Origin of the sequence: Clostridium sp. UMB9555A (genome assembly GCF_030222355.1) — a bacterium.
Taxonomy (GTDB): Bacteria; Bacillota; Clostridia; order Clostridiales; family Clostridiaceae; genus Sarcina; species Sarcina perfringens.
On sequence record NZ_JASORQ010000001.1, the window covers coordinates 874,065 to 899,691 of the forward strand.

Here is a 25,627-nt window from a genome sequence, read left to right on the forward strand (position 1 = left end):
ATTTATTTTATTTTTAAAATTCTCACAATCAAACAAAGCTTATCATAACATAGTATCTCCATATAAGCAAATGGTATTATTTAAAATAAAAATTAAAAAAGTTTATTTAAATGTTTACTATAAGTTATAATAATAGAGATTAAAAAAGGAAGGAGAGAAATTAATTTGGAAGTTGGAATTTCTTCAGCATGTTTTTATCCAGATTTTGAATTGGAAAAATCATTTAAAATAATGAAAGAATTGGATTTTAATACAGGAGAATTATTTTTAAATACTTATTATGAGTATAGTGATGATTTTGTAAAGAAATTAATTGAGGAAAAAGAGAAAAATAACTTTAATATAAAATCAGTACATTTTTTTTCATCTATGTATGAACCCTATTTATTTGATCAATATGAGAGAAGAAGAAAAGATTCTTTAGAGGTTTTTAAGAATATATGCAAAGCTACTAATAAATTAGGAGCTTCATCATACACCTTTCATGGTATGAGAAAACAAGAGTTTAATACTATTAATAAGAAGGAAATTTTAGATATATACAATGAATTAGCTTATATAGCAAGAGAAAATAATATATATTTATCTCAAGAAAATGTCTCATGGTGTATGTCTTCAGATATAGAATTTTTAAAGTATTTAAAAAATAACATAAAATATGATATTAAATTTACCTGTGATATAAAACAAGCATATAAAAGTAATGAAAATCCTCTCCATTATATTGATATCATGGGGAAGGATTTAGTTAATTTTCATATAAACGATAGAGATAAAAAAAGTATTTGTTTACTTCCAGGTAAGGGGAGAGTAAATTATAAACATATCATTGAAAAACTAAAAACTTTAGATTATAAAGGGCCATTAATAATAGAAGTTTATAGGGATAATTTTAAAACTTACGAAGAATTAAAAGATGTTAAAGATTTTATAGAAAAAAAACTACTAGTATGATAAAATGTATAAATGTAAGAATAAAATAAAAGAAATATTTGATAAAAAAAGAAATTATATGTTATAATTGCCTAGGTTAATTCATAAAACATGAATTTAAAAGGCTATTTACAGGAGGAATATACAATGGAAGCTAAAATGAACAAAATAGACACAAATGTTGTAGAATTAGAAATTAAAGTTGATGCTAAGGACTTTAACGAGGCGTTAAAAAAGTCTTATAATAAAAACTCAAAGAAGTTTAACATACCAGGATTCAGAAAAGGAAAAGTTCCAATGAACATGGTTAAAAAATTCTACGGAGTTGAAGTTTTATTTGATGATGCAATAAACGCTTGTATAGATAAAACTTATGGAGTTGCTTTAGAAGAAAACAACGTAAGACCAGTTGATTATCCACAAATCGAAGTAGTAGAAGTTGGAGAAGGAAAAGACTTAGTTTACAAAGCTAAAGTTACTACTTACCCAGAAGTTACTTTAGGAGATTACAAAGGATTAGAAGTTGAAGAAGTATCTTACGAAGTAAAAGAAGAAGACATAGAAAAACAATTAGCTGATATGCAAGCAAGAAATGCTAGAGTTGAAACTAAAGAAGAAGGAACAGTTGAAAATGGAAACATAGCTGTTATAGACTTCAAAGGATTCATAGATGACGTAGCATTCGAAGGTGGAGAAGGAAAAGATTATCCATTAGAAATAGGTTCAGGAAGCTTCATAGATAACTTTGAAGAGCAATTAGTTGGATTAAAAGTTGGAGAAAGCAAAGATGTTAACGTAACATTCCCAGAAGCTTATGGAAAAGAAGACTTAAACGGAAAACCAGCTAAATTCGAAGTAACTGTAAAAGAAATAAAAGTTAAAGAATTACCAGCTTTAGATGATGAGTTTGCTAAAGAAGTTTCAGAATTTGATACTTTAGAAGAATTAAAAGCTGACTTAAAAGAAAAAGCTGTAAAAGCTAACGAATTAAGAGCTAAAAGAGAAATGGAAGAAAAAGTTATAAACGCTGTAGTTGATAACGCAAAAGTAGAAATTCCAGAAGCTATGATAAACAGAGAAGTTGAAAACATGGTAAGAGACTTAGAAATGAGATTAGGACAACAAGGACTAAGCTTAGAGCAATACTATGAGTTCACTGGAAGTACTGAAGATAAGATGAAATCTTACATGAAAGAAAATGCTGAAAGAAAAGTAAAAACTGATTTAGTTATGAGTGCTGTAACTGAAGCAGAAGCTATAGAAGCTACTGAAGAAGAATTAAAAGCAAAAGCAGAAGAAGTTGCTAAAATGTACTCAAACGGAGCAGAAACTGAGAAAATGGTTGATCTATTATTAAATGCTCAAAGAGCTGCTTTAGAGTTAGATGTTAAGAGAGAAAAAACTTTAAAAATGTTATTTGAATCTTTAAAATAATAAATAAATAAACTTTCAGATAATTGCCAGGAAGTATTTCTTGGCAATTATTTTAAAATTAAAAGTTTGTTTAGAAAAAGACTAATTAACAAATGTCTATTTTTTTTATATAATAATTATGATAATGTATGTTTTTATGATATATATGGCAATATTATAATTATAGTTTTTTTTAAAAGGAGGGAATTTAATGAGCAATTTAGTACCTATGGTAGTTGAACAAACAAGCAAAGGCGAAAGAAGTTACGATATATTCTCAAGATTATTAAAAGATAGAATAATAATGTTAAGTGGAGAGGTTAATGATGTAACGGCTAACCTTGTTGTTGCACAATTATTATTCTTAGAAAGTGAAGATCCAGATAAAGATATACATCTTTACATAAATTCCCCAGGAGGTTCTATAACTTCTGGAATGGCAATTTATGATACTATGCAATATATAAAGCCTGACGTATCTACAATCTGTATAGGTATGGCTGCTTCTATGGGAGCATTCTTATTATCTTCAGGAGCAAAAGGAAAGAGATTTGCATTACCAAATGCTGAAATAATGATACACCAACCTTTAGGCGGCTTCCAAGGGCAAGCAACTGATATAGATATTCATGCTAAGAGAATATTAAAGATAAAAGATAAATTAAACCAAATCTTAAGTGAAAATACAAATCAACCTCTTGAAAAGATAAAAGTAGATGTTGAAAGAGATTATTTCATGGAAGCATCAGAAGCAGTAGAATACGGATTAATAGATAAAGTTATAGAAAGAAAATAATCTACAACTTAAATCTTATTGAAAGTTGAGGTGGATAAGATGGGAAAATTTGAAGATAAAAAGCAATTAAGATGTTCTTTTTGTGGTAAAAATCAGGAACAGGTTAAGAGATTAATCGCAGGTCCTGGTGTATATATATGTGATGAATGTATAGAACTTTGTTCAGAAATAATAGAAGATGAATTTGAAGGAAATACAGAATCATCACCATTAGAAGCTAGCAATCTTCCAAAGCCACAAGAAATCAAAGACTATTTAGATCAATATGTTGTTGGTCAAGATAGAGCTAAGAAATCTTTAGCAGTAGCTGTTTATAATCATTACAAGAGAATAAATGCTAATAAGGCAGAAGATGATGTTGAACTACAAAAAAGTAACATACTTTTATTAGGACCTACAGGTTCAGGTAAGACATTACTTGCACAAACTCTTGCTAAAATGTTAAATGTTCCATTTGCTATAGCAGATGCTACAACATTAACAGAGGCAGGATATGTTGGTGAAGATGTTGAAAATATACTTTTAAAACTAATTCAAAATGCAGATTATGATGTTGAAAGAGCTGAAAAAGGTATAATATATATAGATGAGATAGATAAGATTGCTAGAAAATCAGAAAATCCATCTATTACAAGAGATGTTTCTGGAGAGGGTGTTCAACAAGCTTTATTAAAAATATTAGAGGGAACAACAGCTTCAGTTCCACCACAAGGTGGAAGAAAGCATCCACATCAAGAGTTTATACAAATTAACACTTCAAATATTTTATTTATTTGTGGTGGAGCTTTTGATGGAATAGATAAAATAATAGAAAAAAGAGGAACTAAGAGTTCTATAGGTTTTGGCGCTGAGGTTAAAGGAAAAAGCGAAAAGAACGTTGGAGAACTTTTAAAGGATATAATGCCTGGAGATTTATTGAAATTCGGTTTAATACCAGAGTTTGTTGGTAGATTACCAGTTTTAGTAACTTTAGAAGCTTTAGATAACGAGGCTTTAGTAAGTATTTTAACTAAGCCAAAGAATGCTCTAGTAAAACAATACAAAAAGTTATTTGAGCTTGATAATGTAAAACTAGATTTTACAGAGGAAGCTTTAAAAGCTATTGCAGATGAAGCTATAAATAGAAAAACTGGTGCTAGAGGATTAAGAGCTATAGTAGAAGAAACTATGATGGATATAATGTTTGATATACCATCAGAAGAGAATATTGTAAAAGCTACTATAACTGAAGAGACAATAAAAGATAGAAAAGATCCAGAGCTTGAAAAGCTTCCAGAAGGAGAAGTTAGACCAACTTTAAAAACTGAGAAGAAAAATAAAGCTAGAAAAGATATAGAAACTGCTTAATAGAAAAAGATGCATATTATTTATGCATCTTTTTTATTTTTTTATGGAGTTTTTGGAATATCATCACAAAAATAGGTAAATACTAACCGTATAGAACGGGAGGTATTAGAGATGAATACTTATACATTTATAATGTTTCTACAATTACTTATGTCAATTTTATTCTATATATATATGAGCAAGTCCTTTGCTAGTAAGAAGAAAGATAATAGTGTTTTAGAAAAAGAAAATGAAAAAGAAATGGAAAAATTAAATAAATTAAGAATGATAAAACTGACAGAACCTTTAACTGAAAAAAGTAGACCAAGTAATTTAGAAGAAATAATAGGACAGGAAAAGGGAATAAAAGCTCTTAAAGCAGCACTTTGTGGGCCAAATCCACAACATGTAATAATATATGGACCACCTGGGGTAGGAAAAACTGCAGCTGCTAGAATAATTTTAGAAGAGGCCAAGAAAATGGCAGCATCTCCTTTTAATAAGGATTCTAAATTTGTTGAAATAGATGCCACAACTTTAAGGTTTGATGAGAGGGGTATAGCAGATCCATTAATAGGATCTGTTCATGATCCAATATATCAAGGGGCAGGTTCCTTAGGAATTGCAGGAGTACCTCAACCTAAACCAGGAGCTGTAACAAAGGCTCATGGAGGAATGCTTTTTATAGATGAAATAGGAGAATTACATCCTATTGAATTAAATAAACTTCTTAAAGTTTTAGAGGATAGAAAAGTTTTTTTAGACTCAGCTTATTATAGTTCAGAAGATCCAAATACTCCTAGATATATAAAAGAAATATTTGACAATGGATTGCCAGCAGACTTTAGATTAATTGGTGCAACTACAAGAAGTCCAGAGGAAATAGTGCCAGCTATAAGGTCAAGGTGCGTAGAAATATTTTTTAGGGGACTAACTGTTGAAGAGATTAGAAAAATTGCTTTAAATGCCACAAATAAGGTTGGTTATAGAATAAGTGATGAGGGGTTAGATATAGTATCTAAATATTGTACTAATGGGAGAGAAGTTATAAACTTAGTCCAATTATGTTCTGGCCTTGCAATAAATGAAAATAGAGATTACATAAAAGAGAGCGATATTTATTGGGTTATTGAAAATGGTCAATACAATCCTAGAATGGAAAGAATGATAAATGATAAGCCTGAAATTGGATATGTAAATGGATTAGCTGTGTATGGAGCTAATAATGGAGCTTTAATGGAAATAGAAGCTACTGCAAAGCTATCAAGTAATAATATAGGTAGTATAAAAATTACTGGAATAGTTGATGATGAGGAACTAGGCGGTGGAGAGAAAAAAATAAAGAGAAAAAGTACAGCCTATTGTTCTGTACAGAATGTATTAACAGTATTAGATAATATATTTAATTTAAATTCAAAGTCATATGATATACACGTTAATTTCCCAGGCGGGATACCAGTAGATGGTCCATCTGCTGGAATAAGTATAGCTACAGCTATATATAGTGCTATAAAAGGAATGCCTGTAAATAATAGGGTGGCCATGACTGGTGAGATATCAATAAAGGGAAAGGTAAAACCAATAGGTGGAGTAAATGCCAAGATATTAGCAGCAAAGAGAGCTGGAGTAGAATTAGTAATTGTTCCAAAGGAAAATTTAAGTAGTATAACTAGAGATATTGATGGAATAAAGATAGTTGGTGTTAAGGGAATTGAAGAGGTATTAGATCTTACACTTTATAAAGAAGAATTTATAGAAAAAGAGAGCTTAATACTTAAAGATAATAGGGCATTTTTTGGTGCTGGTGCCTTAAATGCAGAATCTATAAAGAAAGCTAACACTTAAAGTGTTAGTTTTCTTTTATGGAATTAAATAAGCTTGAAAAAAACTTGTAATATGTGTATACTTGTTAAAGACTATATATTTATATAATATGTAGTTATTAATTTTTTTGGAGGGGATATTTATGAAAGAAGATAAATTAATTCTTCCTTTAATTCCTCTAAGAGGTCTAACTGTATTTCCTAATATGGTTATATACTTTGACGTTGGTAGGGAAAAGTCAATAGAAGCTGTTGAAAAGGCTATGGCAGGAGATCAAAAGATATTTTTAGCAGCTCAAAAAGATATAGAGATTGACAATCCGAGTGAAGATGACATCTTTAATATAGGTACAATCTGTGAAATAAAGCAAATTGTAAAAATGCCAAAAAACACTATAAGAGTTTTAGTAGAAGGTATTGAAAGAGCAAAGATGGATGAATTCTTTGATAAAGAGGAATTACTTGAAGCATCAATAGAAAAAATAGAGATTGATAATGAAATTGACCATGAATTTGAAGCTTTATCAAGAAAGTTAAAGGATGACTTTTTTGAGTTTTTAGATATTACAGCAAGTAGTGGAATAAATGGTGTTGATTTATTTGACAATCTAGAAGAAGAAAAAGATTTAAATAAGGTTACAGATTTAATTTCTTCCTATGCTCTTATAAAACAAGAGGACAAGCAGGATATTCTTCAAACTTTAGATTTAAAGAAAAGAATAGAAAAATTAATATTTTACGTGAAACAAGAGATTGAAGTAGCTAAAATAGAAAAAAGAATTGGAACTAAGGTTAAGAAGAAATTAGATAAAGGCCAAAGAGAATATTATTTAAGAGAGCAAATGAAGGTAATCCAAGAGGAACTTGGAGAAGATGATGATAATAAGAAAGCTATAATTGAGTTTGAGAAAGTGATAAATGAGAAAAAATTACCTAATCAGGTTAAGGAAAAAGCTCAATATGAAATTTCAAAGCTTAAGGCATCATCTCCATATTCTCAAGATGGAGGAGTTACAAGAACTTACTTAGAAAATTTATTAGACATGCCTTGGGGAGAATTTACTGAGGATACTTTAAATATAAAAGATGCTAGAAAAGTATTAGATAAAGATCATTATGGATTAAAGGACGTAAAAGATAGAATTCTTGAATATTTAGCTGTAAAGCAAATAAGTAATTCATTAAGAGGCCCTATTCTTTGCCTAGTTGGACCTCCAGGGGTAGGTAAAACTTCTATAGCTAAAAGTGTTGCAACTTCATTAAATAGAAAGTTTGTAAGAATGTCTTTAGGTGGAGTTAGAGATGAAGCTGATATAAGAGGACATAGAAGAACTTACGTTGGAGCAATTCCAGGAAGAATAGTTACTGGATTAAAGGAAGCTAAAAGTATGAATCCAGTATTTTTACTAGATGAAATTGATAAGTTAGGAATGGATTTCAAAGGAAATCCAGCTGATGCCTTACTAGAGGTTTTTGATAATGAACAAAATAAAACTTTTAGAGACCATTATCTAGAGGTGGATGTTGATTTATCAGAGGTTATGTTTATAACAACAGCAAACTCTTTAGATGGAATTCCAAGACCTCTTTTAGATAGAATGGAATTAATAGAGGTATCAGGATATACTTATGAAGAAAAATTTAGAATAGCTAAGAAATATTTAGTACCAAAGGTATTAAAAGAACATGGTGTTGATAATAAAATAATAACTATATCTGATTCTGCTTTAAAACTTATTATAGATAGTTATACAAGAGAGTCTGGAGTAAGAAATCTTCAAAGACAAATAGCTAATGTTATAAGAAAAGGAATAAAGGATATAATAGAAAAAGATAAGAAAAATTTAAATATATCTACTAAGTTAGTTGAAAAATACTTAGGTCCAAAAATCTTTAGCTATGAAGAAATTGATAAGGAAGATAAGGTTGGAGTAGTTACAGGAATGGCTTGGACTGCTTATGGCGGAGATACTTTACCAGTAGAAGTAATGGTTATGGATGGTAAGGGTAGATTAGAGCTTACTGGACAACTTGGAGATGTAATGAAGGAATCTGCAAGAGCTGCATACTCTTATGTGAGAGCTCATATGAAGGAATTAGGAATAAAGGATGAATTTTATTCTAAGAAAGATATTCATATACATGCTCCAGAGGGTGCAGTACCAAAGGATGGTCCTTCTGCAGGGGTTACTATGACTACTGCCTTAGTATCAGCATTAACTGGTAAAAAAGTTAAACACAATGTTGCTATGACTGGAGAAATAACTTTAACTGGAAAAGTTTTAGCTATTGGTGGTTTAAAAGAAAAATGCTTAGCAGCAAGAAGAGTAGGAATTGATACGGTTATAGTTCCTAAGGAAAATGAAAAAGACGTAATTAAACTTCCTAAAATAGTTAAGGATAGTTTAAATATAATACTTGCAGATAAAATTGATGATGTATTAGAAAATGCATTGGTTGGAGTTGAAAAATAATGAAAATAAAAAGTTCGGAATTTATAATATCAGCGGTTAAGAGAGAACAGTATCCTGATGATAACCTACCAGAAATAGCTTTTGTTGGTAGATCAAATGTTGGTAAATCTTCTATAATTAATTCATTAACTAATAGAAGAGGCTTAGCAAAGGTAAGTCAAACTCCAGGAAAAACTAGATTAATAAATTTCTTCTTATTAAATAAAGATTTTTATTTAGTAGATTTACCTGGTTATGGATATGCAAAAGTATCTAAAAAAGAGAAGGCATCTTGGGGTGCTACAATAGAAAGATATTTATTAAATAGAGGACCTTTAAAGAAGGTTGTTTTATTAGTAGATTGTAGACATAAGCCTACTGCTGATGATGTTCAAATGTATGAATGGATAAAGCACTATGGATATGAAGTTGTAGTTATTGCAACAAAGAGTGATAAGATATCTAATAACCAAATAGGAAAAAGCGAAAAGCTTATAAAAGAAACTCTAGGATTACCTAAGGATTATAAACTTAAGTTCTTCTCTTCATTAAATAAAAAAGGAAAAGATGAACTTGTAGATTATCTTTTTGATGATTTAGTTGAAGAAGTTTAATTTCATAAATTAAAATATAAAATTAACTTTTTATATGTTTCTAGAATATAGTATTAAAGAAGCTGTGAAGATTTTATCTTCGCAGCTTCTTTTTTTGAAGTATATGCCTTGTTATTAATAATTATTACAAAAAGTAGAAAAAATTCCATAAATATGTGTCAAAACTTTGTAAAGAGAATACTATATAGTATAAAGAAAATATATGGAGGTAACATTTATGGACTTAAATGAAATCTTAGAAGGAATGTCAAATGACAATTGTGGTAACTCAGGATGCTGTAATACTTCAGGATGCGGAAATTCTTTTGATAATTATGGACAATCTATAGGAGGAGTTAATAATTTTAACGGATTTGGAAATAACTCTTGTGGTGGATTTGGAAATAATTTTGGTGGATTTGGAAACAACTGCGGAGGATTCGGAAATAACTGTGGTTTTGGCTTCGGTGGCGGAATATGGACATTAATTTGGTTATTCTTATTATGTGGTGGCGGATTCGGCGGAAATGGCGGATTCGGAGGACGTGGCAATAGTTGCTGTTGCTGCTGTGAAGATGAATGCTGCTGTGGAGGCGGAAATGGCGGATTTGGATGTAACGCTATAATATGGATAATTATTTTAGCAACTTTATGTGGTGGCTTCGGAAATAATGGCGGAAACAATAATTGTAACGGATTTTTAGGAAATTGTGGATGCTAAAATTCTTAGAAAATAGAAAAGGAGCAAAAAGAAATGAGTAGAAAAAAGAAATGTTGCTGTAATAGTCATGACCATTGTGGTAGACATGGTAGACATGGTGGATGTACAGGAATGGATGCTTGCACAGTACTACCAACTCTTTTAGTTTTACAATGCTCAGGTTTATTATGTAACGATAGGGCATATATCTTAATTTTATTATCACTACTATGTGGTGGATTTAATGCTTGTGGATGCAACAATAGATGTTGCTAATAGAAAAAGGAGTGAATTTTTATGAGTAGAAAGAAATGCTGCAAATGCAGATGTAAATGCGAATGCAAATGCAAACGTAAAAAACATGATTGTTGCTGCAGTCATAGTAGAAACACTGGTTGTTCAGGATTTAATGCTTGTACAACATTACCAACATTGCTAATACTTTGTCAATCAGGCTTATTATGCAATGATAGAGCATATATCTTATTCTTATTATTCTGGCTATGTGGTGGTGTAAACGCAAATAGCTGCGGCTATGATTGTTGTTAGAATAATTTTTGGAGGGTTTTTTAACCCTCCTAAAAAAATAAAAAATATAGTACATATACATAAATTTATTAAGGAGGATAGGAGATGTCAAAGCGTAGACGTAAAAATAAAGTTAGCGAAAATTCAAATCAAGGAAATTTTATGGGAGGATTAAATCCTCAAATGTTAGATATGTTAGGACTTGGAAATGTTGATGTAAACAAAGTATCAGAAGTTCTATCTTCTATGGGTAATGATGGATTCGATATGAATTCTATAAATTCTATTTTAAATAATAATGATGGAGGAAAGAATAATTCTTCTAAGAATAAAGGTAGAGATAAAGGAAATATGAATAACAATAATCCACTATCAGCTATGATGGGAGAAGGAAATCCTATGGGAGATTTAGGTTCACTTATGGGATTATTAGGTGGTGGAGCACAAGGAATGAATCCTATGGGAAATATGGGCGGATTAGGAGCCCTTGCTAATATGATAGGTGGAAATATAGGAGGCGGAAATTTAGGAACATCAAATAATATTAGCGGCGATGCAAGTATGGATCCAATAGTTACTATGATACTGTCACTTAGAAATTTTGTTGATCCTCAAAGAGCTAGATTTTTAGATAAGGTTTTAAAGATGTATAAGGAAGGAAAAATAACTTATTAGATCTATATACTTAATTTAAAAGAGATTTATCAAAACTTGTATATGAAATTTATAAATATATTATTAGAAATTCTTAACTTCTAAACTTGATCAAATTTTATTTATAATTTTTATTTATAAGTTATTTTGATAAATCTCTTTTTATTACTTAGTAATATTTAAATTTATGGAACTTATTAAAAATGTATCATTAATCTTTTCTAATTGAATTATGAATTTAACTTGTGATTTATTATTAGGGTTTTCTTTTGAGATTTTATTAAAGTTTAAGGTCCAAGAACCATTAGTGGCTTCTCCAGTGTTATTCCAAGCTATATCCATAAAGAAAGCATCTTGAAAGTCATAATAATAAGACTCTTTTTCTAATCTCCATATTTGAGATAGATCTTCTTTAGGAATATAAGTTGCAAATATATTTGGAAGTTCGGATATTTCATAATTTAGAGATATTATGTCTATGAAAGAAATTATAGAATATAGTCCAGTAGGTTCAACAGTATCATATGATATATTTTTAAATTTTTTATTTAAAAGCATATATTTTTGAATATTTTCTTTACTATCACCTAAGGAAAAAGAAAGTATTTTAGGAGTTTTCCCATTATTTGAATCTACAATTCCTAATATGTTATTTGTAGAGTAAAATATATCTTCAAAGCCATTTCCAGTCCACTTAAACAAATGCTGTATAGAGCTATTTTCTTCAGAAGATTGAACAATTATCTCTTTAATATTATTTCTATCTAAATCTAATAAGTTTAAAGTTATAGGTCTATTAGGAGAAAAGTTACCTAGAGAATTAATTGTTTTGTTTGGGGTTAACTCATAACTTTTTTCATTAATAGCTGCATTTATTAGATAATTATTTTCACTTCCTAATTCTATATATAAACAATCTTCTTTCCCATCACCATTTAAATCTGACTTTATAGTTTCTTTAATAGTATTTTCATTAATAACAGATTTAGTAGAATTATCTTTAAAGGTAAATATTAAAGTAAAAGAAATTAAAATAATAGTAATAAAACTAAGAGGTTTTATTAAATTATTTTTGTTTTTTAAAGTCATAAAATCACCTCAAATAGATTATATGCATATAATCTATTTTTTATTATTATTGTAATTTTTTTTTGCGCTTTGAACAAAATATACTAAGGGTGGTGATTAATATGCTTTATAAAACTCATCTTGAAATAGGAGAAAATACATTTAATACTATTGAAGGAAGAGGAAGAAATTTAATTGATAAAAAAAGTTTTTTAAAAGGAAATGTTCTTCCAGATATTTCACCTAAATATAGGTTAAAAAAACATGGCAGAAAACAGTTTGAGGAGATTATTGATGAAAAGGTAAAAGAGCTAAGTAGGTTAAGTAGTGATGAAATAATAAATCATTTAGGAAAAGAAAAATTTAGCATAGAGTTAGGAGTAATATGTCATTTTCTATGTGACTTTTTTTCTTTGCCTCATGATGAAGAATGGGGTTTTAAGGAGAGTGTAACCTTAAAGCATGTGTTATATGAGAAAAAGTTACATAAGGTTTTTAGTAAAGATATAATAATAAAAGATAGTTATAAAATACTAGGAAACTCAGATTATGATGTCTTTTTTAAAAATGCTTTAAAGAAATATAGAGATGTATATGGACATAGAAATGATCTATTTTTTGCAATGTATTTAAATAATTCAGTTGTTAGATATGTTTTAGAATCCATAGAAGAAAATGATAAAATAAATCTTTCAAAAGAAAAACACATTGCTTTTTAATAATTGAAGCAAATATTACATATTATTATAAAAAGGATAAATGGGAGGAACTTAATATGATAATATTTGCAAAGAGGATTAATATAAAGGGAGTTATATATAATTTAATGAATTATAATGAGTATAATAAGAGAAAATATAGCTCTTTTTATAGATAAAAGTAAGTAAAACTTATATTGTTTTTAGAATTATAGATATGGGATAGTATAGAGTACATAAATCCTATATCTTTTTTTATAATCTTATTAATAAGGTGTAAACTTGAAAAAAGTATAACTTAGTATATACTTAAAAGTATAGATATATACTTTAAGGTGTATTTAAAGTTTTTATAAGGAGACAGGAAAATGAGAATAAATAGAAATGATTTATGCTGGTGTAACAGTGGTAAGAAATATAAAAAATGTCATATGGAATTTGATGAGAGAATAGAAAATTTAGCTAGAGAAGGATTTGAAGTTCCTACTAGAGATATAATAAAAAATGAAGAACAAATAGAAGGTATAAGAAAAAGTGCAGAAATAAATAATGCTGTTTTAGATTTAGTCGCAGAGAAAATAAAAGCAGGTATGAGCACTGAAGATATAAATAAAATAGTACACGATTATACTGTAAGTAGAGGAGCTATTCCAGCACCACTTAACTATGGTGGATTCCCTAAAAGTGTTTGTACTTCTATAAATGATGAGGTTTGTCATGGAATTCCTGATGAAAATATAATCCTTAAAGAAGGAGATATAATAAACGTTGATGTATCTACTATATATAATGGATATTATTCAGATGCCTCAAGAATGTTTATTATTGGGGAAGCTAGTGAAAATGCAAAAAGATTAGTTAAAGTAGCTAAAGAATGCTTAGAAAAAGGTATTGAAGCAGTTAAACCTTGGGGATTCTTAGGAGATATAGGGGCAGCAATTCAAGAGCATGCAGAAAAGAATGGATATTCAGTTGTAAGAGATTTTGGAGGTCATGGAGTAGGATTAAAATTCCATGAGGATCCATTTGTATATCATTATGGAGATGCTGGAGAGGGTATGGTATTAGTACCAGGTATGATATTTACAATAGAGCCTATGATAAATGAAGGAAAATACGATGTCTTTGTAGATGCAGAAAATGATTGGACTGCCTTAACTATGGATGGATCACTTTCAGCTCAATGGGAGCACACAATACTAGTTACAGAGGATGGAATTGAAATAATAGCTAAATAATAAAAATTTAAAGCCTTCTAATTAATTTTAGAAGGCTTTAAAAATACATACTTATTGGTGCTATTAGTACAGCTGGTGATTTAACTTTAGGTTCTGGACATTTAGGAATTGGTATATTAAGATTTTTCAATAAATCTAAATAAGGTTCAATTGACTTTAATAAATCAACATAATAATTTTCCTGTGTAAGTTTTCTTAATAAATTTATACAATCATTATTATTTGTACAAACTTTAATAACTTTTCCTAAAACATTGCAATTACAATTACACTTATCAAATACATAACAATCTCCATTTAAAAAGTATTTTGAATTGGTATTAAGTATTGCAGTATAGCCAGAACAATTCATAATTATATCTTCAGTTGAATTTAAAGAAAGTTTATCTTTAATTGTTTTTAGTAAATTTAATATTATAGAAAAGTTTAAATTTCCTAAGTTTTTATCTTTTAAAAGGGAGTCTAATATGTCTAAGGGAAAGCATTCTATTAAGCTTATTATTGAATCTAAGTAAGAAGAGAGTGAAGTTTCTGTTATGCATCCCTTTGTTCTTATAAAATCTCCTTCAGAAATATGAGAATCAACTAAAGGTGAATTCTCAAGATCCTTAATAACTTTTGATGTAGTCATTCTCTTAAGCATAGTATTGTGTATTTCAAAAGAGGTATAAATTCTTTTTATTTCTTCTTCAGTTCTTCCAAATAGTCTATTTTCTATGCTTCTATCATTTCCATAACAATTTGTTTCATTAAAGTCATTTGATCTGTTACTAGTTTTAAAACCCTTATTATATATTCGACTTTTGCCATCACTACAGAAAGTTTTATTATTTTCATCTAAGTGAATTCTTCCAGCTAATGTGTTGTCACAAATTCTTTTAGAAGTGCGTATATCTATATATCCATTTAGATATACAGAAGATAGACTTTTTATTAAATATTCATCTATGTATATAAACAGATTTAAAAGGTCATTCATTATTATTCTCCTAAACTAACTTGATCATATTATAATTTATATTATGAATATTCCTTTGCTATGAATATTAAATATAAAAATACAATAAACTTAAAAATTTTTAAAAGTCTTTTTAGGGTGAAAATTTACAAGAGTGTATATGGAAGAATATGTATTGACAGAAATGAACAGTTAATATATAATAAAAATGTTCAAGCCGAAGTGGCGGAATTGGCAGACGCAGCGGACTCAAAATCCGCCGGGCTAATACTCGTACGGGTTCGAGTCCCGTCTTCGGCACCAAACACCTGAATATTATCAGGTGTTTTTTTATTAATAAGATAAATACACATTTTTATTAGTAAAGTATTGTTATGAAAAACTTCTAATGCAAATTAGAAGTTTCATAGGGTAGAATTAAAAAAATATTTAATAAAGTTAAGTAGAAACTGAGAATATATATGTAAAATTATAGTATTATATAATAAAAGGGTCTTAGGAGGATATATGCTTATTGCTATTTTATTATTATTACTAAGTATTTTTAACATATTTATAGGGAAAAAAGTAAAGGATAAAAATCTGGCTCATCTTTTATCAGGTTTTGATAAGGAAAAAGATGATTTAGAGTATGTAAGCTGTATACTGGGAAATACCTTTAAGTGGATTGGAAATTTAGGGGTTATAATTACAGCTATTTATTTGATTCTAATTAATAGTATTTCAGTAGGATTATACTTAATTTGTTATGCGGGAGTTATAATACTATTTACAGTTAATCTTACCTTTAAAACAGATAGACACAGAAGAAGTAGATTAAAAGTAGTAAAATAAATTAAAAGTACTAAAAGTTAAAATCTTTTAGTACTTTTTTAAATTACTTTAAACTTTGCTAAATTTTAATCAAAATATATGATTTTAATTTATAATATTGAATATGGAATAAAGTTTATAATATAATAAACTTTGTATTAATTCCCAATAGAAAACTTCAATTTATTATTTTACAGTTTGAATTTTTGAAATATTACGTTTATATAATGTCAATTTGGTAATAATTTAAAGGATTAGTCTGTTTAATAAATAATTGGAGGTATGTTTAAGTGAAACTTAAAGGTTACATATTAACAGGAGTTATTATTACATTAACAATAACTAGTTTTTTTATAGGAAGAAGCTATGAGTCTTACAAATTGAAAGCTTTAGAGGTGAGTAATGTAAGTTCTAATGAAGAGATAGATAATGAAAATAAAGAGTCAAATAAAGAAGAGCTTAGTGAAGAGCAGCTTCGTATTAAAGAAATAATTTTAAATGATAAGGATGGATTGTTTAAAGTTGTAAATAAGGAAAACTCAATAGATAAAAGTTATAAGCCAGAAGAATTAATTATTCCAAAGGTTAATTTTGTAGGTTTAGAAAATGAACCTAGAAATAGAGTTAGCAATGTATTAAAGAAAGATTTAGAAAATCTTTTTAGTGATGCAAAAAAAGCTGGGTTAGATTTATATCTATCTTGTGCTTATAGGTCTTATGAAGAGCAGGAATATTTATATGGTAGGGCTTTAGAAAAAGAGAAGAGTGATTCAAGTAATCTTGTGGCTTTACCGGGAACAAGTGAGCATCAATTAGGATTAGCTGTAGACTTTACTACTAGGTCTATAGGGTTCCAATTAGAAGAATCTTTTGAGGATACAAAAGAAGGACAGTGGCTTTTAGAAAACTCTCATAAATATGGTTTTGTTTTAAGGTATTTAAAAGGAAAGGAAGATATAACAGGATATAGTTATGAACCTTGGCATTATAGATATATTGGAGATTTAGAAGTAAGCAAATATTGTTATGATAATAACCTTACATTAGAGGAATTATATGATGAATTGGATATAACAAAATAATATATAAATATAAGATTTTAAAGGAGATAGGCTATGTATGTGATTAACTTTATAAGAGGGTTTTTAATGGCTTTAGCAGATAGTGTTCCAGGGGTTTCTGGTGGTACTATAGCGTTTATAATGGGATTTTATAATAAGTTTATAAGCTCATTAAATGCTTTAACATCTGCAAAAAAAACTGATGTAAGCAAAAAAGATGCTATAATATTCCTATTAAAATTAGGAATAGGTTGGATAACTGGTATGGTTTTATCAATATTATTTATAGCATCCATATTTGATAAAGAAATATATAAAATCAGTTCTTTATTTACTGGATTTATAATATTTTCTATACCAATAATAATTAGCGAAGACAAAGAGTCATTAAAGAAAAACTATGGATACATAATATATGCTATTTTAGGAATAGCTATTGTTGCTGCAATAACATATTTTAACCCAGCTACAGGAAGTGCAAAAGGAACAAGTCTAGTATTAAATGAATTTTCATTACCACTTGCACTATATGTTTTCTTTGCGGGAATGATTGCTATATCAGCAATGGTTTTACCAGGGATATCAGGATCAACATTACTTTTAATATTTGGTCTTTATGCACCTGTTGTAAATGGAGTGAAAGAAGTTTTAACATTTAATTTTAGTTATTTACCTATGCTTATGGTTTTTGGACTAGGAGTAGTTGTAGGAATAATAACTACAATAAGATTAATAAAATTCTTGCTTTCAAATTATAGATCTCAAATGATTTATTTTATAATAGGATTAATGATTGGATCTATATATGCAGTTTTTATGGGACCAACTACATTAGAGATTCCAAAGGCTGCTATGAATTTAAGTAGCTTTAATTTCCTATTCTTTATTATAGGAGGAGCTTTAATTTTAGGATTGCAACAGTTAAAAGTATACCTTGAGAAGAAAGAAAAAGTTTCTAATATATAAGAAAATATATAGTAGCTGTCATTACGTAGAAGTAATGACAGCTTTTTCTTTAATATTGTAGATTTTTAGAATATAATAAGAGAAATAGAGGATTGTAGTCATTTCTTAATTAAAAATTAACCTTAAAGCCTTTGTTATAGTAAATTTTTTATAGTATTATTAATAATAAGCTAAAAATTATTTATACGGAGGGATAAGCAATGTTTTTAAAAGAGTTAAATAAAGAACAAGGATTAGCATTTATAAATTTAGTAACTGAATTTGCTTTAGCTGATGAGAATATCAAAAAAGAAGAAGAAGATTTAATTCGTATATATCTGAAGGAATTAGGTTTAGAAGAAGAGGAATTAGGAAATCTTTCATATGAAGAATCAGTAGAAATTATAAAAAATTCATCAGAAAAGGTTAAAAATATTGTTTATTTTGAACTTGTTAGAATAGGACTTGTTGATGAGGATTGTGATATAGAAGAAGTTGATTACTTAGAAAAAATAAGTACAGATTTAAATATATCAAGAGCTAAAAAAATACAAGTAGCTAATTGTTTCTATAACTTCTCAGAAAAAGATGGAGAAGAAAAATTAGAGGAAATGGCAAAAGATATAATAGGATAATAAAAAAATAGAATCGGCTGTATCAAAATATAAGAATAAAAATTATTTTGGTATAAGCCTTTTTTTATTTAATTATATGGAAAAATATGTATAATAGGGTTATAATTAAATTGTTAAGTGATTAATAGGGGGAGAATATATGGGAAGTAAAGTTTTTGAGAGAAAAAATAGAGTTTATGATTTAAAATATAGTGATGATATAAGTAAAATTTGTAAACCTTATAAAATAGTTTCAAATATAGCTTGGATTGTAGTTGTAATTGCATTAATAGAGCCTAGAGTTTTATTGCCTACTTTTTTATTAAGTCTATTAATGTTTTTAAGTAAGAAAATGAAAGTATCATGGAGGGTAAGTACTTTTTTAGAAAAGGTGAGAAATGGAAGAGTCGATGAAGGAAAAAAGATTTTAAGTAAATTACAAGGTGATATAGATACTTCTCTTTATAAAGAACTTAAAGAGTTATTAAAAATATAAAAATTATCATTGACATAGAGGATAAAAGAATTAAAATAATTTAATAGGAACAGGAGATGATAATTAGAATGAATAATAAATACATGGTGGTAATTTCTTTAGATGCAGTATCTTCAAAAGATATTGAAATAATGAAGGGATTACCTAATATATCTAAACTAATGAAAAAAGGGGCTCTTATACAGAATGTAGAAACAATATATCCTTCTTTGACATATCCAGCTCATGTATCCATTATTACTGGGAAATATCCAGTTAATCATGGAATAACAAATAATATAGTATTAAATTTTAAGGATGAAAATCCCAATTGGAACTGGTACGGAAATAAAATAAAGGGAGAAACTCTCTTTGGACTAGCTAAGAAAAATGGTCTTACAACGGCTTCAGTAGTTTGGCCAGTTACAGGAAAAATGAATATAGATTATAATATGCCAGAAATATTTGAGACAAAACCTTGGCATAATCAAATAATTATGTCTGCTTTAGCTGGAAGTAAAATTTATCAATTTAGTATGAATAAAAAGTTTGGTTCTCTTAGAAAAGGTACAAAAGAACCTTATTTAGATAATTTTGTTACAGCATGTGCTAAGGAGACAATAAAAAAATACAAGCCTAATTTAACTATGGTCCATCTAATAGATGTGGATTCTCATAGACATGATTATGGATATGAAAGTTTAGAAGCTTTAGAAGCTTTAAAAAGACATGACATTAGAGTAGGAGAAATAATAGAGTGTTTAAAAGAGGCAGGAATATATGAAAATACAACATTGATTTTACTAGGAGATCATAGTGCAATAGACACTCATAAGGTAATAAGGCTTAATAGTGCCTTTAGGGAAGAAGGATTAATAGAATTAAAGGATGGAAAGCTTAAAAGTTTTAAAGCAATAGCTAGGGAATGTGGAGGCTCATGTTATATTTATTTAGATAATAAAAATAAAGAAGATGAGAAGAAATGTTTAGAGATCTTGGAAAAGCTTAAGGAAGAAGGAGCTTTAGAATACATATTAAATAAGGAAGAGGCCATAAAAGCTGGAGCTAATGATCAATGTGATTTTATGGTAGAAGCTACTAGAGGATATTATTTTTCAAATGAATATGAAGGAAAAGTTATTGAGGAAACTAAAGATATAAGAAACAAACATACTTACAAAGCTGTTCATGGATATTCACCTAGAAAAAAAGATTATGGAACATTTTTTTTAGCTTTTGGAAGAGGAATAAAATCAGGTGTTGTTTTAGATGAAGGTAAACTTATAAATCATGGACCAACCTTAGGAAAAATATTAGGTTTTACTTTTCAAGATGCAGATGGAATAGTTGAGGAAAGGATATTGGAATTGCAATAACTTTCCAGAAATTTGAATAAAATAATTAATTAAATAAAATTGTTGAAATTGTCGCAAAATTATGATATTTTAAAATAGTAGAAAAAATATTGCCAAAAATTATTTCATAATGTAGATATGTAATTAATTAAAAGAACGCTTAAAATAGCGTTTTTTTTGCTTTTAAGAATAACTTTAGAAAAAAGTTCTATAATAAAAGTTGATTTTGAGCATACTAAATATATAATTTAAGCTTAAAAAAAAAGATAATAGTTAGCTTTTTATAGATATAGCTAAGATGTATTTTTTACTATATTAATAAAATAAAAATTAGTTTAAAATATAGATTGATGTTAATATTCTAAATAGGTAAATTAAGAATAAATTGTTAAAATAATTAATAAAAGTGATATAATTATCTTTAGTAAAATTTATTTTATATATGGAGGACTAAAGATGAAAATACTAAAATGGCTTTTAATATTTATTCCTATAAGTATTATAGGTGAATTTATGCATTTTTCTCCAACTCTTATGTTTATATTATCTGCTTTGGCAATAGTTCCTTTAGCAGGTCTTATGGGAGAGGCAACAGAGGAAATATCATTTTATACTGGGCCAAAATTAGGTGGTTTTTTAAATGCTACCTTTGGGAATGCTACAGAACTTATAATTTCATTTTTTGCATTAAAAGATGGTTTGTTTGATGTGGTTAAAGCTTCTATTGCAGGTTCTGTAATAGGAAACATATTATTAGTGTTAGGTGCTAGTATGCTAGCAGGAGGATTAAAATATAAAACACAAAGTTTCAATAAAAAAGTAATGGAAACTAGTTCAAGTATGTTATTATTTGCTGTTATTGGATTAACAATTCCTGCTATATTTATGCATACAATAAAACCAGAATTTTTAAATACAAAATATGAAAGTTTAAGTGTAATAGTTGCTGTAGTAATGTTTGCTATATACATATTAAGTTTAATATTCTCATTTTTCACTCATAAGGATATATATGCAGTGGAACAAGATGAAGAAGAGGGAGAAGCTAAATGGTCATTGAAAAAGGCCACAACAGTGCTTGTTGTAGCTACAGTAATAATTGCCATAGAGAGTGAATTTTTAGTTGGGGCAGTAGAACCAATGACAGAGACTCTTGGGTTAAGTAAGCTTTTTGTAGGTATAATATTAATTCCTATAATAGGTAATGCTGCAGAACACAGCACTGCAATAATAATGGCAATGAAAAATAAAATGGATGTTTCAGTGGAAATAGCTATAGGATCAAGTCTGCAAGTTATTTTATTTGTGGCTCCAGTATTAATATTTTTAAGTCTTATATTTAAGCCTATGAGTATAATATTTAATGCCTTTGAATTAGTAGCTTTAATAGTTTCTGTACTTATAGCTAATAGAATCGTTAATGATGGAGAATCAAATTGGCTTGAAGGAGTTCAACTTTTAGCTGTTTATATAATAATAGCAGCTATGTTTATGATCGTTTAAATTAAAAGATTAATTAAATAAAACAGGTAAATTTTAAAAAGTACTTATAACATTAAATAAGATATAATTTCAGAAATTAAGAGGTTGCATATATAATTAATAATAAAAATTATGTATATGCAACCTCTTATTTATATTAAATTATAAAAATAAATTTTTAAGATTTTCTATAAGAAGTTTATTATCTTCAGGTTTTAAGACACAAACCCTAAAGAAATATTCATTTAAACCTTCAAAAGAAGAACAGTTTCTTATTATTAATCCTTTTTCTAAAAGCTTATTATAAAGTTCAGTAGCAGTAAACTTTTTAGATGTAATTTTACAAAGTATAAAGTTACTGTAACTTTCATATACCTTTAAGTCCTTTATTGAACTTAATTCTCTAAATAAATAATCTCTTTCTTCTTTTAATTTAGAGGTATTTGATAGAATATACTCTTTATCCTTAAACATAATTTCCCCCATTGTTGTAGCAAAGATATTTATATTCCATAAATCAAGTTTTTCAATCATTGACTTTTTAATTTCTTTATTAGAAATAAGTCCATAACCTAATCTTATACCTGGAGTTGAGAAAAATTTAGAAGTTCCTCTAATTACAAATAGATTATTAAAAATATCTACTAGTGGAGTAGAGGAGTAAATTTCAGGCTCTGTAAACTCAACATAAGTTTCATCAACCATGAATATTGATGAAGTATTTTTTAGTAATAAAGATATTTCATCCTTTGAAAAGGCGAATCCAGTAGGATTATTAGGATTACAAATTATAACTAAATCAAACTTTGAAGAGTTTATGCTATCTATTAATTTGTTAACATCTATTTTAAAGTTATCTTCTTCTTTAGAAAAAAACTTTGTTATTTCACAATTTATCTTTTCAAGTTCACTTTCATATTCTGAATAAGATGGAGAAAGTAATAAAGCTTTTTTAGGGTTTATAACACTTATAAAAGAGGATATTAGTTCTGTAGCTCCGCTACCAACTATAATATTTTCTTTTTTGCAATGACAATATTGAGAGATTGACTCCTTTAAATCTGTATATTTAGGATCTGGGTATATAGAAACCATATCAATATTATTTAAAATTGCATCCTTAGCTTTTTTAGATGCTCCAAAGGGATTTATATTTGAACTAAAATCTTTAATATCTTTTTTATTTATACCTAATTCATTTGATAAATCAAATAAATTAGCACCATGATTAATACTCATAAGTACCTCCTAAGTTTATGTAACTTTTTATCTCTTACCTATAGTATAATTCTTTAATTAAAAAATAAAAAGGTCTAGATTTTAATGAAATCTAGACCTTACTTTATTTTAAGATGCGTATTTGCTTGTTACGCTTTTAGAACTTATGGCTTTAATAAGTCTATTAACAGGTAAAATACCTAAAAGTACTACACATATTAAACCATCAGCACCTATTAAAGAACCATTTACTAAAAATGAATATAGAATTGGAGACATTCCTTCAGGAGCAAAGGCTCCAAAGAAAACAACTCCTGAAATAAAGTGAGCTAAAAATTTTAAAAATATTGCTACTACAGCTCCTGAAATTCTATGATTTTTAAAGAATCCTGCTACCCCTAATGCCATATATGGTATAGGATAATCAAATAATACTTGTACAGGATGAAGGATATATGGATCTATAAATAAGGAAATTATACCAAATAAAAATCCAGTAAGCATTCCAACTAATGGACCATAAGCATAAGCAATAAGTATTATAGGAATCATACTACCTAAAGTTATTCCTCCACCTTGAGGAAATTTGTATATCTTTAGCATGTTTAATACAGCAGTAAGTGCTAAAGCAATTCCTATTGTTGTAAGCATTTTTGCATCAAATTTGATGTCTTTAGCCTTTATAAGTAAAACTAATATTATTAGGACTCCTATTAAAGTGAGAATTGTTAGTGGATTAGTTACAATCTCCTTAAAATTTCCTCCTAAATTAATTGATGAAAAACTTTGAATAAAATCATTTATTATTTGTGAAAATGACATCATAGTTTTTACCCCCTCCTTAAACTTTAAGTGTGCTTAGAGAGTCTAAAGAATGTAAATAAAAAAACCGAATCTAAATATAGATCCGGTTTAAATACAGCCCTAAACGCTTCCCTACGCTGGAATTAACCAGATCAGGTGTTGAGGGTTAATGATAAATAATCATCTCTCAGCCTAAAGGCACCCCTAGCACATGAAATAATTCTAAGTTTATTTTATATGCAAATTGCAATTAGGTCAAGTAATATTAATTATTAAATAAAAATTTTTATTTAAACTTCTTATATTTAAATTTAACCTATACCACCATATATTACTCCAAGAATTATTACTAATATAGTAACTAAGATAAAAATGTATTTCCCTAAAGGAATAAACCATTTTCCAAGTTTTTTATGAGCTCCCTTATTTACTTCTATCAATACATTTTCGCCACCAATAATATAGTAGAATACAACAGCCACCAATAAAGCACAAAGGGGAGAAATTATTATTGTAATAAGATTTGAGAAGTTATCAAAGATTCCCATATTTAATGATAAAGGTATTCCACATAAAAAACAAAGGACCGATATTATAATTGAAGTTTTTATTCTATTTGACTTAAAGTGAGCCATGAAAGCTTCAACAGGACCCTCTAACATATTTACAGAGGATGAAATAGCAGCAAATATTACACTAAGAAAAAATAATGTACTTAGTAAGGCACCAAAGTTCATACCTTGAAATATTTTTGGTAAAGTTATAAATAATAAAGATGGCCCAGATGAAGGATTTAATCCATATGCAAAAACTGCTGGCATAATCATAAGGGATGCTAAAAGGGCAGCCAAAGTATCAAATATGGCAGTTTGTATTGCAGAGGATGGAATATCAAATTTATCATTTATATAACTACCATAAACAACCATACCGCATCCATTAAGGGATACTGTGAAAAAGGCTTGGCCAAGAGCCATTACCCAAGTATCTATTTTAAATAAGTTTTCCCATCTTGGAACCAATAGATATTTTACTCCTTCAAAAGATCCAGGCAAAGTTAAAGACCTTATTATTAAAATTATAAAAATTAAAAGAAGTAGTGGCATTATTATTTTGTTTAACTTTTCTATACCACGGCCTATTCCTAAACAAACTACTATTAAAGTTAATATTATTGCTAGGGCAAACCAAAAGATTGTATTAGGTGTACCAGCAAAATTACTAAAGTAAGTAGTGGTGTCAATAGTATTAATAGATCCAGTTAAACTTAAGAAAAAGTATTTAAGAATCCAACCTATTACTATAGAGTAGAATATAAAAACTCCTGTTAATCCTATAGGAGGGAGCATACCAAAGAATTTTCCTCCCTTTAATGATTTACTTTTAAAAGATTCAACTATACCAGTATATGAACCTGCTTTAAACTTTCTACCAAAGGAAAACTCAGTTATAAGACCTGTAGTTCCAAGTATAAAAACAAATAAAAAGTATGGTATTAAGAAAGCAGCACCTCCATATTGACCAAGTCTGTAGGAGAATAACCATATGTTACCGAGGCCTAAAGCAGCGCCAACACAGGATATTACAAATCCAAACTTTCCAGTAAAATTTTCACGTTCTTTCATTTAAAATACCTCCTAGATTTTTATATAAATATAAAAAAATAGGTCATATAGTTA

25 protein-coding genes, 1 tRNA gene and 1 riboswitch are annotated in these 25,627 nt (G+C 28.1%); of the genes, 21 read left to right on the forward strand and 5 right to left on the reverse strand.

The window, feature by feature from the left end:
- The first annotated feature begins 165 nt into the window (after nucleotides 1–165).
- The 11 genes from QP548_RS04010 (at nucleotide 166) to QP548_RS04060 (ending at nucleotide 11,240) form a co-directional block, all read left to right on the forward strand.
- The gene (locus tag QP548_RS04010) at nucleotides 166–954 is read left to right on the forward strand and encodes a sugar phosphate isomerase/epimerase family protein (RefSeq protein WP_061428373.1); all 789 of its coding nucleotides are present in this window, start codon (nucleotides 166–168) and stop codon (nucleotides 952–954) included.
- A 126-nt stretch (nucleotides 955–1,080) separates the two neighbouring features.
- Nucleotides 1,081–2,367, forward strand: coding sequence for a trigger factor (tig, locus tag QP548_RS04015; RefSeq protein WP_003460760.1), 1,287 nt, complete (start codon nucleotides 1,081–1,083; stop codon nucleotides 2,365–2,367).
- A 190-nt stretch (nucleotides 2,368–2,557) separates the two neighbouring features.
- Nucleotides 2,558–3,142: an ATP-dependent Clp endopeptidase proteolytic subunit ClpP gene (gene clpP / locus QP548_RS04020; RefSeq protein ID WP_003448628.1), complete on the forward strand. Its 585-nt coding sequence runs from the start codon at nucleotides 2,558–2,560 to the stop codon at nucleotides 3,140–3,142.
- Between the two features lie 39 nt (nucleotides 3,143–3,181).
- A complete protein-coding gene (gene clpX / locus QP548_RS04025; RefSeq protein WP_003448621.1) occupies nucleotides 3,182–4,489 on the forward strand; it encodes an ATP-dependent Clp protease ATP-binding subunit ClpX in 1,308 nt (435 codons plus the stop codon).
- A gap of 111 nt (nucleotides 4,490–4,600) precedes the next feature.
- Nucleotides 4,601–6,313: an ATP-dependent protease LonB gene (lonB, locus tag QP548_RS04030; RefSeq protein ID WP_284904925.1), complete on the forward strand. Its 1,713-nt coding sequence runs from the start codon at nucleotides 4,601–4,603 to the stop codon at nucleotides 6,311–6,313.
- 121 nt (nucleotides 6,314–6,434) lie between these two features.
- Complete coding sequence (gene lon, locus QP548_RS04035) at nucleotides 6,435–8,765, forward strand: endopeptidase La (RefSeq protein ID WP_061428369.1); 2,331 nt, start codon at nucleotides 6,435–6,437, stop codon at nucleotides 8,763–8,765.
- Nucleotides 8,765–9,358: a ribosome biogenesis GTP-binding protein YihA/YsxC gene (gene yihA / locus QP548_RS04040; protein ID WP_061428367.1), complete on the forward strand. Its 594-nt coding sequence runs from the start codon at nucleotides 8,765–8,767 to the stop codon at nucleotides 9,356–9,358. Before lon ends, yihA begins: the two co-directional genes overlap by 1 nt.
- 217 nt (nucleotides 9,359–9,575) lie before the next feature.
- A complete protein-coding gene (locus tag QP548_RS04045; RefSeq protein WP_061428364.1) occupies nucleotides 9,576–10,058 on the forward strand; it encodes a hypothetical protein in 483 nt (160 codons plus the stop codon).
- A 33-nt stretch (nucleotides 10,059–10,091) separates the two neighbouring features.
- The gene (locus QP548_RS04050; protein ID WP_061428362.1) at nucleotides 10,092–10,313 is read left to right on the forward strand and encodes a hypothetical protein; all 222 of its coding nucleotides are present in this window, start codon (nucleotides 10,092–10,094) and stop codon (nucleotides 10,311–10,313) included.
- 21 nt (nucleotides 10,314–10,334) lie between these two features.
- On the forward strand, nucleotides 10,335–10,586 hold the full coding sequence (locus QP548_RS04055) for a hypothetical protein (protein WP_075808022.1): 252 nt from the start codon (nucleotides 10,335–10,337) through the stop codon (nucleotides 10,584–10,586).
- Between the two features lie 84 nt (nucleotides 10,587–10,670).
- Entirely contained in the window at nucleotides 10,671–11,240 is a 570-nt protein-coding gene (locus QP548_RS04060) for a hypothetical protein (RefSeq protein ID WP_061428360.1), read from the forward strand.
- A gap of 144 nt (nucleotides 11,241–11,384) precedes the next feature.
- Here the strand turns inward: QP548_RS04060 and QP548_RS04065 are convergent, their stop codons facing one another.
- Nucleotides 11,385–12,308 (reverse strand): hypothetical protein, encoded by a 924-nt coding sequence (locus QP548_RS04065; RefSeq protein ID WP_061428358.1) that lies wholly within the window; start codon nucleotides 12,306–12,308, stop codon nucleotides 11,385–11,387.
- Between the two features lie 101 nt (nucleotides 12,309–12,409).
- On the opposite strand from QP548_RS04065, the gene QP548_RS04070 reads away from it, so the two are divergent.
- Entirely contained in the window at nucleotides 12,410–13,006 is a 597-nt protein-coding gene (locus QP548_RS04070; protein WP_003460916.1) for a zinc dependent phospholipase C family protein, read from the forward strand.
- Between the two features lie 347 nt (nucleotides 13,007–13,353).
- The gene (locus tag QP548_RS04075) at nucleotides 13,354–14,223 is read left to right on the forward strand and encodes a methionyl aminopeptidase (RefSeq protein ID WP_003466212.1); all 870 of its coding nucleotides are present in this window, start codon (nucleotides 13,354–13,356) and stop codon (nucleotides 14,221–14,223) included.
- A gap of 37 nt (nucleotides 14,224–14,260) precedes the next feature.
- Here QP548_RS04075 and QP548_RS04080 read toward each other — a convergent pair whose 3' ends face one another.
- A complete protein-coding gene (locus QP548_RS04080) occupies nucleotides 14,261–15,202 on the reverse strand; it encodes a DUF6414 family protein (RefSeq protein ID WP_075808021.1) in 942 nt (313 codons plus the stop codon).
- Nucleotides 15,203–15,397: 195 nt separating this feature from the next.
- On the opposite strand from QP548_RS04080, the gene QP548_RS04085 reads away from it, so the two are divergent.
- From QP548_RS04085 to cax, 8 genes are all read left to right on the forward strand, one after another.
- A tRNA-Leu gene (locus QP548_RS04085) sits at nucleotides 15,398–15,484 on the forward strand.
- Nucleotides 15,485–15,688: 204 nt separating this feature from the next.
- Nucleotides 15,689–16,015 carry a hypothetical protein gene (locus QP548_RS04090; protein WP_061428354.1) on the forward strand — a complete coding sequence of 109 codons (327 nt, stop codon included), beginning with the start codon at nucleotides 15,689–15,691 and terminating at the stop codon, nucleotides 16,013–16,015.
- A gap of 269 nt (nucleotides 16,016–16,284) precedes the next feature.
- Nucleotides 16,285–17,076 (forward strand): M15 family metallopeptidase, encoded by a 792-nt coding sequence (locus QP548_RS04095; protein ID WP_061428352.1) that lies wholly within the window; start codon nucleotides 16,285–16,287, stop codon nucleotides 17,074–17,076.
- Nucleotides 17,077–17,109: 33 nt separating this feature from the next.
- A complete protein-coding gene (locus tag QP548_RS04100) occupies nucleotides 17,110–18,021 on the forward strand; it encodes a DUF368 domain-containing protein (RefSeq protein WP_061428350.1) in 912 nt (303 codons plus the stop codon).
- A gap of 200 nt (nucleotides 18,022–18,221) precedes the next feature.
- Nucleotides 18,222–18,635 carry a hypothetical protein gene (locus tag QP548_RS04105; RefSeq protein WP_061428348.1) on the forward strand — a complete coding sequence of 138 codons (414 nt, stop codon included), beginning with the start codon at nucleotides 18,222–18,224 and terminating at the stop codon, nucleotides 18,633–18,635.
- A 139-nt stretch (nucleotides 18,636–18,774) separates the two neighbouring features.
- On the forward strand, nucleotides 18,775–19,110 hold the full coding sequence (locus QP548_RS04110) for a hypothetical protein (protein ID WP_061428346.1): 336 nt from the start codon (nucleotides 18,775–18,777) through the stop codon (nucleotides 19,108–19,110).
- Nucleotides 19,111–19,178: 68 nt separating this feature from the next.
- On the forward strand, nucleotides 19,179–20,465 hold the full coding sequence (locus QP548_RS04115; protein WP_061428344.1) for an alkaline phosphatase family protein: 1,287 nt from the start codon (nucleotides 19,179–19,181) through the stop codon (nucleotides 20,463–20,465).
- A 435-nt stretch (nucleotides 20,466–20,900) separates the two neighbouring features.
- Entirely contained in the window at nucleotides 20,901–21,947 is a 1,047-nt protein-coding gene (gene cax, locus QP548_RS04120) for a calcium/proton exchanger (protein ID WP_061428342.1), read from the forward strand.
- A 141-nt stretch (nucleotides 21,948–22,088) separates the two neighbouring features.
- On the opposite strand, the gene QP548_RS04125 is transcribed toward cax, so the two are convergent.
- The 3 genes from QP548_RS04125 to QP548_RS04135 all read right to left on the reverse strand — a co-directional run bounded on the left by QP548_RS04125 (nucleotide 22,089) and on the right by QP548_RS04135 (nucleotide 25,573).
- Nucleotides 22,089–23,165 (reverse strand): pyridoxal phosphate-dependent aminotransferase, encoded by a 1,077-nt coding sequence (locus tag QP548_RS04125; protein ID WP_061428340.1) that lies wholly within the window; start codon nucleotides 23,163–23,165, stop codon nucleotides 22,089–22,091.
- 108 nt (nucleotides 23,166–23,273) lie between these two features.
- On the reverse strand, nucleotides 23,274–23,969 hold the full coding sequence (gene thiT, locus QP548_RS04130) for an energy-coupled thiamine transporter ThiT (RefSeq protein WP_003472720.1): 696 nt from the start codon (nucleotides 23,967–23,969) through the stop codon (nucleotides 23,274–23,276).
- Nucleotides 23,970–24,060: 91 nt separating this feature from the next.
- Nucleotides 24,061–24,164: riboswitch (TPP riboswitch) on the reverse strand.
- 95 nt (nucleotides 24,165–24,259) lie between these two features.
- Entirely contained in the window at nucleotides 24,260–25,573 is a 1,314-nt protein-coding gene (locus tag QP548_RS04135) for a sodium-dependent transporter (RefSeq protein WP_061428338.1), read from the reverse strand.
- Nucleotides 25,574–25,627: the final 54 nt, after the last annotated feature.

Coding starts and splice junctions, on each gene's coding strand:
- QP548_RS04100 (WP_061428350.1), top strand. CDS start 17,110: ATGTATGTGATTAACTTTATAAGAGGGTTTTTAATGGCTTTAGCAGAT.
- QP548_RS04070 (WP_003460916.1), top strand. CDS start 12,410: ATGCTTTATAAAACTCATCTTGAAATAGGAGAAAATACATTTAATACT.
- QP548_RS04125 (WP_061428340.1), bottom strand. CDS start 23,165: ATGAGTATTAATCATGGTGCTAATTTATTTGATTTATCAAATGAATTA.
- tig (WP_003460760.1), top strand. CDS start 1,081: ATGGAAGCTAAAATGAACAAAATAGACACAAATGTTGTAGAATTAGAA.
- QP548_RS04050 (WP_061428362.1), top strand. CDS start 10,092: ATGAGTAGAAAAAAGAAATGTTGCTGTAATAGTCATGACCATTGTGGT.
- QP548_RS04055 (WP_075808022.1), top strand. CDS start 10,335: ATGAGTAGAAAGAAATGCTGCAAATGCAGATGTAAATGCGAATGCAAA.
- QP548_RS04075 (WP_003466212.1), top strand. CDS start 13,354: ATGAGAATAAATAGAAATGATTTATGCTGGTGTAACAGTGGTAAGAAA.
- QP548_RS04090 (WP_061428354.1), top strand. CDS start 15,689: ATGCTTATTGCTATTTTATTATTATTACTAAGTATTTTTAACATATTT.
- clpX (WP_003448621.1), top strand. CDS start 3,182: ATGGGAAAATTTGAAGATAAAAAGCAATTAAGATGTTCTTTTTGTGGT.
- QP548_RS04115 (WP_061428344.1), top strand. CDS start 19,179: ATGAATAATAAATACATGGTGGTAATTTCTTTAGATGCAGTATCTTCA.
- lon (WP_061428369.1), top strand. CDS start 6,435: ATGAAAGAAGATAAATTAATTCTTCCTTTAATTCCTCTAAGAGGTCTA.
- QP548_RS04065 (WP_061428358.1), bottom strand. CDS start 12,308: ATGACTTTAAAAAACAAAAATAATTTAATAAAACCTCTTAGTTTTATT.
- yihA (WP_061428367.1), top strand. CDS start 8,765: ATGAAAATAAAAAGTTCGGAATTTATAATATCAGCGGTTAAGAGAGAA.
- QP548_RS04045 (WP_061428364.1), top strand. CDS start 9,576: ATGGACTTAAATGAAATCTTAGAAGGAATGTCAAATGACAATTGTGGT.
- QP548_RS04135 (WP_061428338.1), bottom strand. CDS start 25,573: ATGAAAGAACGTGAAAATTTTACTGGAAAGTTTGGATTTGTAATATCC.
- clpP (WP_003448628.1), top strand. CDS start 2,558: ATGAGCAATTTAGTACCTATGGTAGTTGAACAAACAAGCAAAGGCGAA.
- QP548_RS04060 (WP_061428360.1), top strand. CDS start 10,671: ATGTCAAAGCGTAGACGTAAAAATAAAGTTAGCGAAAATTCAAATCAA.
- QP548_RS04110 (WP_061428346.1), top strand. CDS start 18,775: ATGGGAAGTAAAGTTTTTGAGAGAAAAAATAGAGTTTATGATTTAAAA.
- QP548_RS04105 (WP_061428348.1), top strand. CDS start 18,222: ATGTTTTTAAAAGAGTTAAATAAAGAACAAGGATTAGCATTTATAAAT.
- thiT (WP_003472720.1), bottom strand. CDS start 23,969: ATGATGTCATTTTCACAAATAATAAATGATTTTATTCAAAGTTTTTCA.
- lonB (WP_284904925.1), top strand. CDS start 4,601: ATGAATACTTATACATTTATAATGTTTCTACAATTACTTATGTCAATT.
- QP548_RS04080 (WP_075808021.1), bottom strand. CDS start 15,202: ATGAATGACCTTTTAAATCTGTTTATATACATAGATGAATATTTAATA.
- cax (WP_061428342.1), top strand. CDS start 20,901: ATGAAAATACTAAAATGGCTTTTAATATTTATTCCTATAAGTATTATA.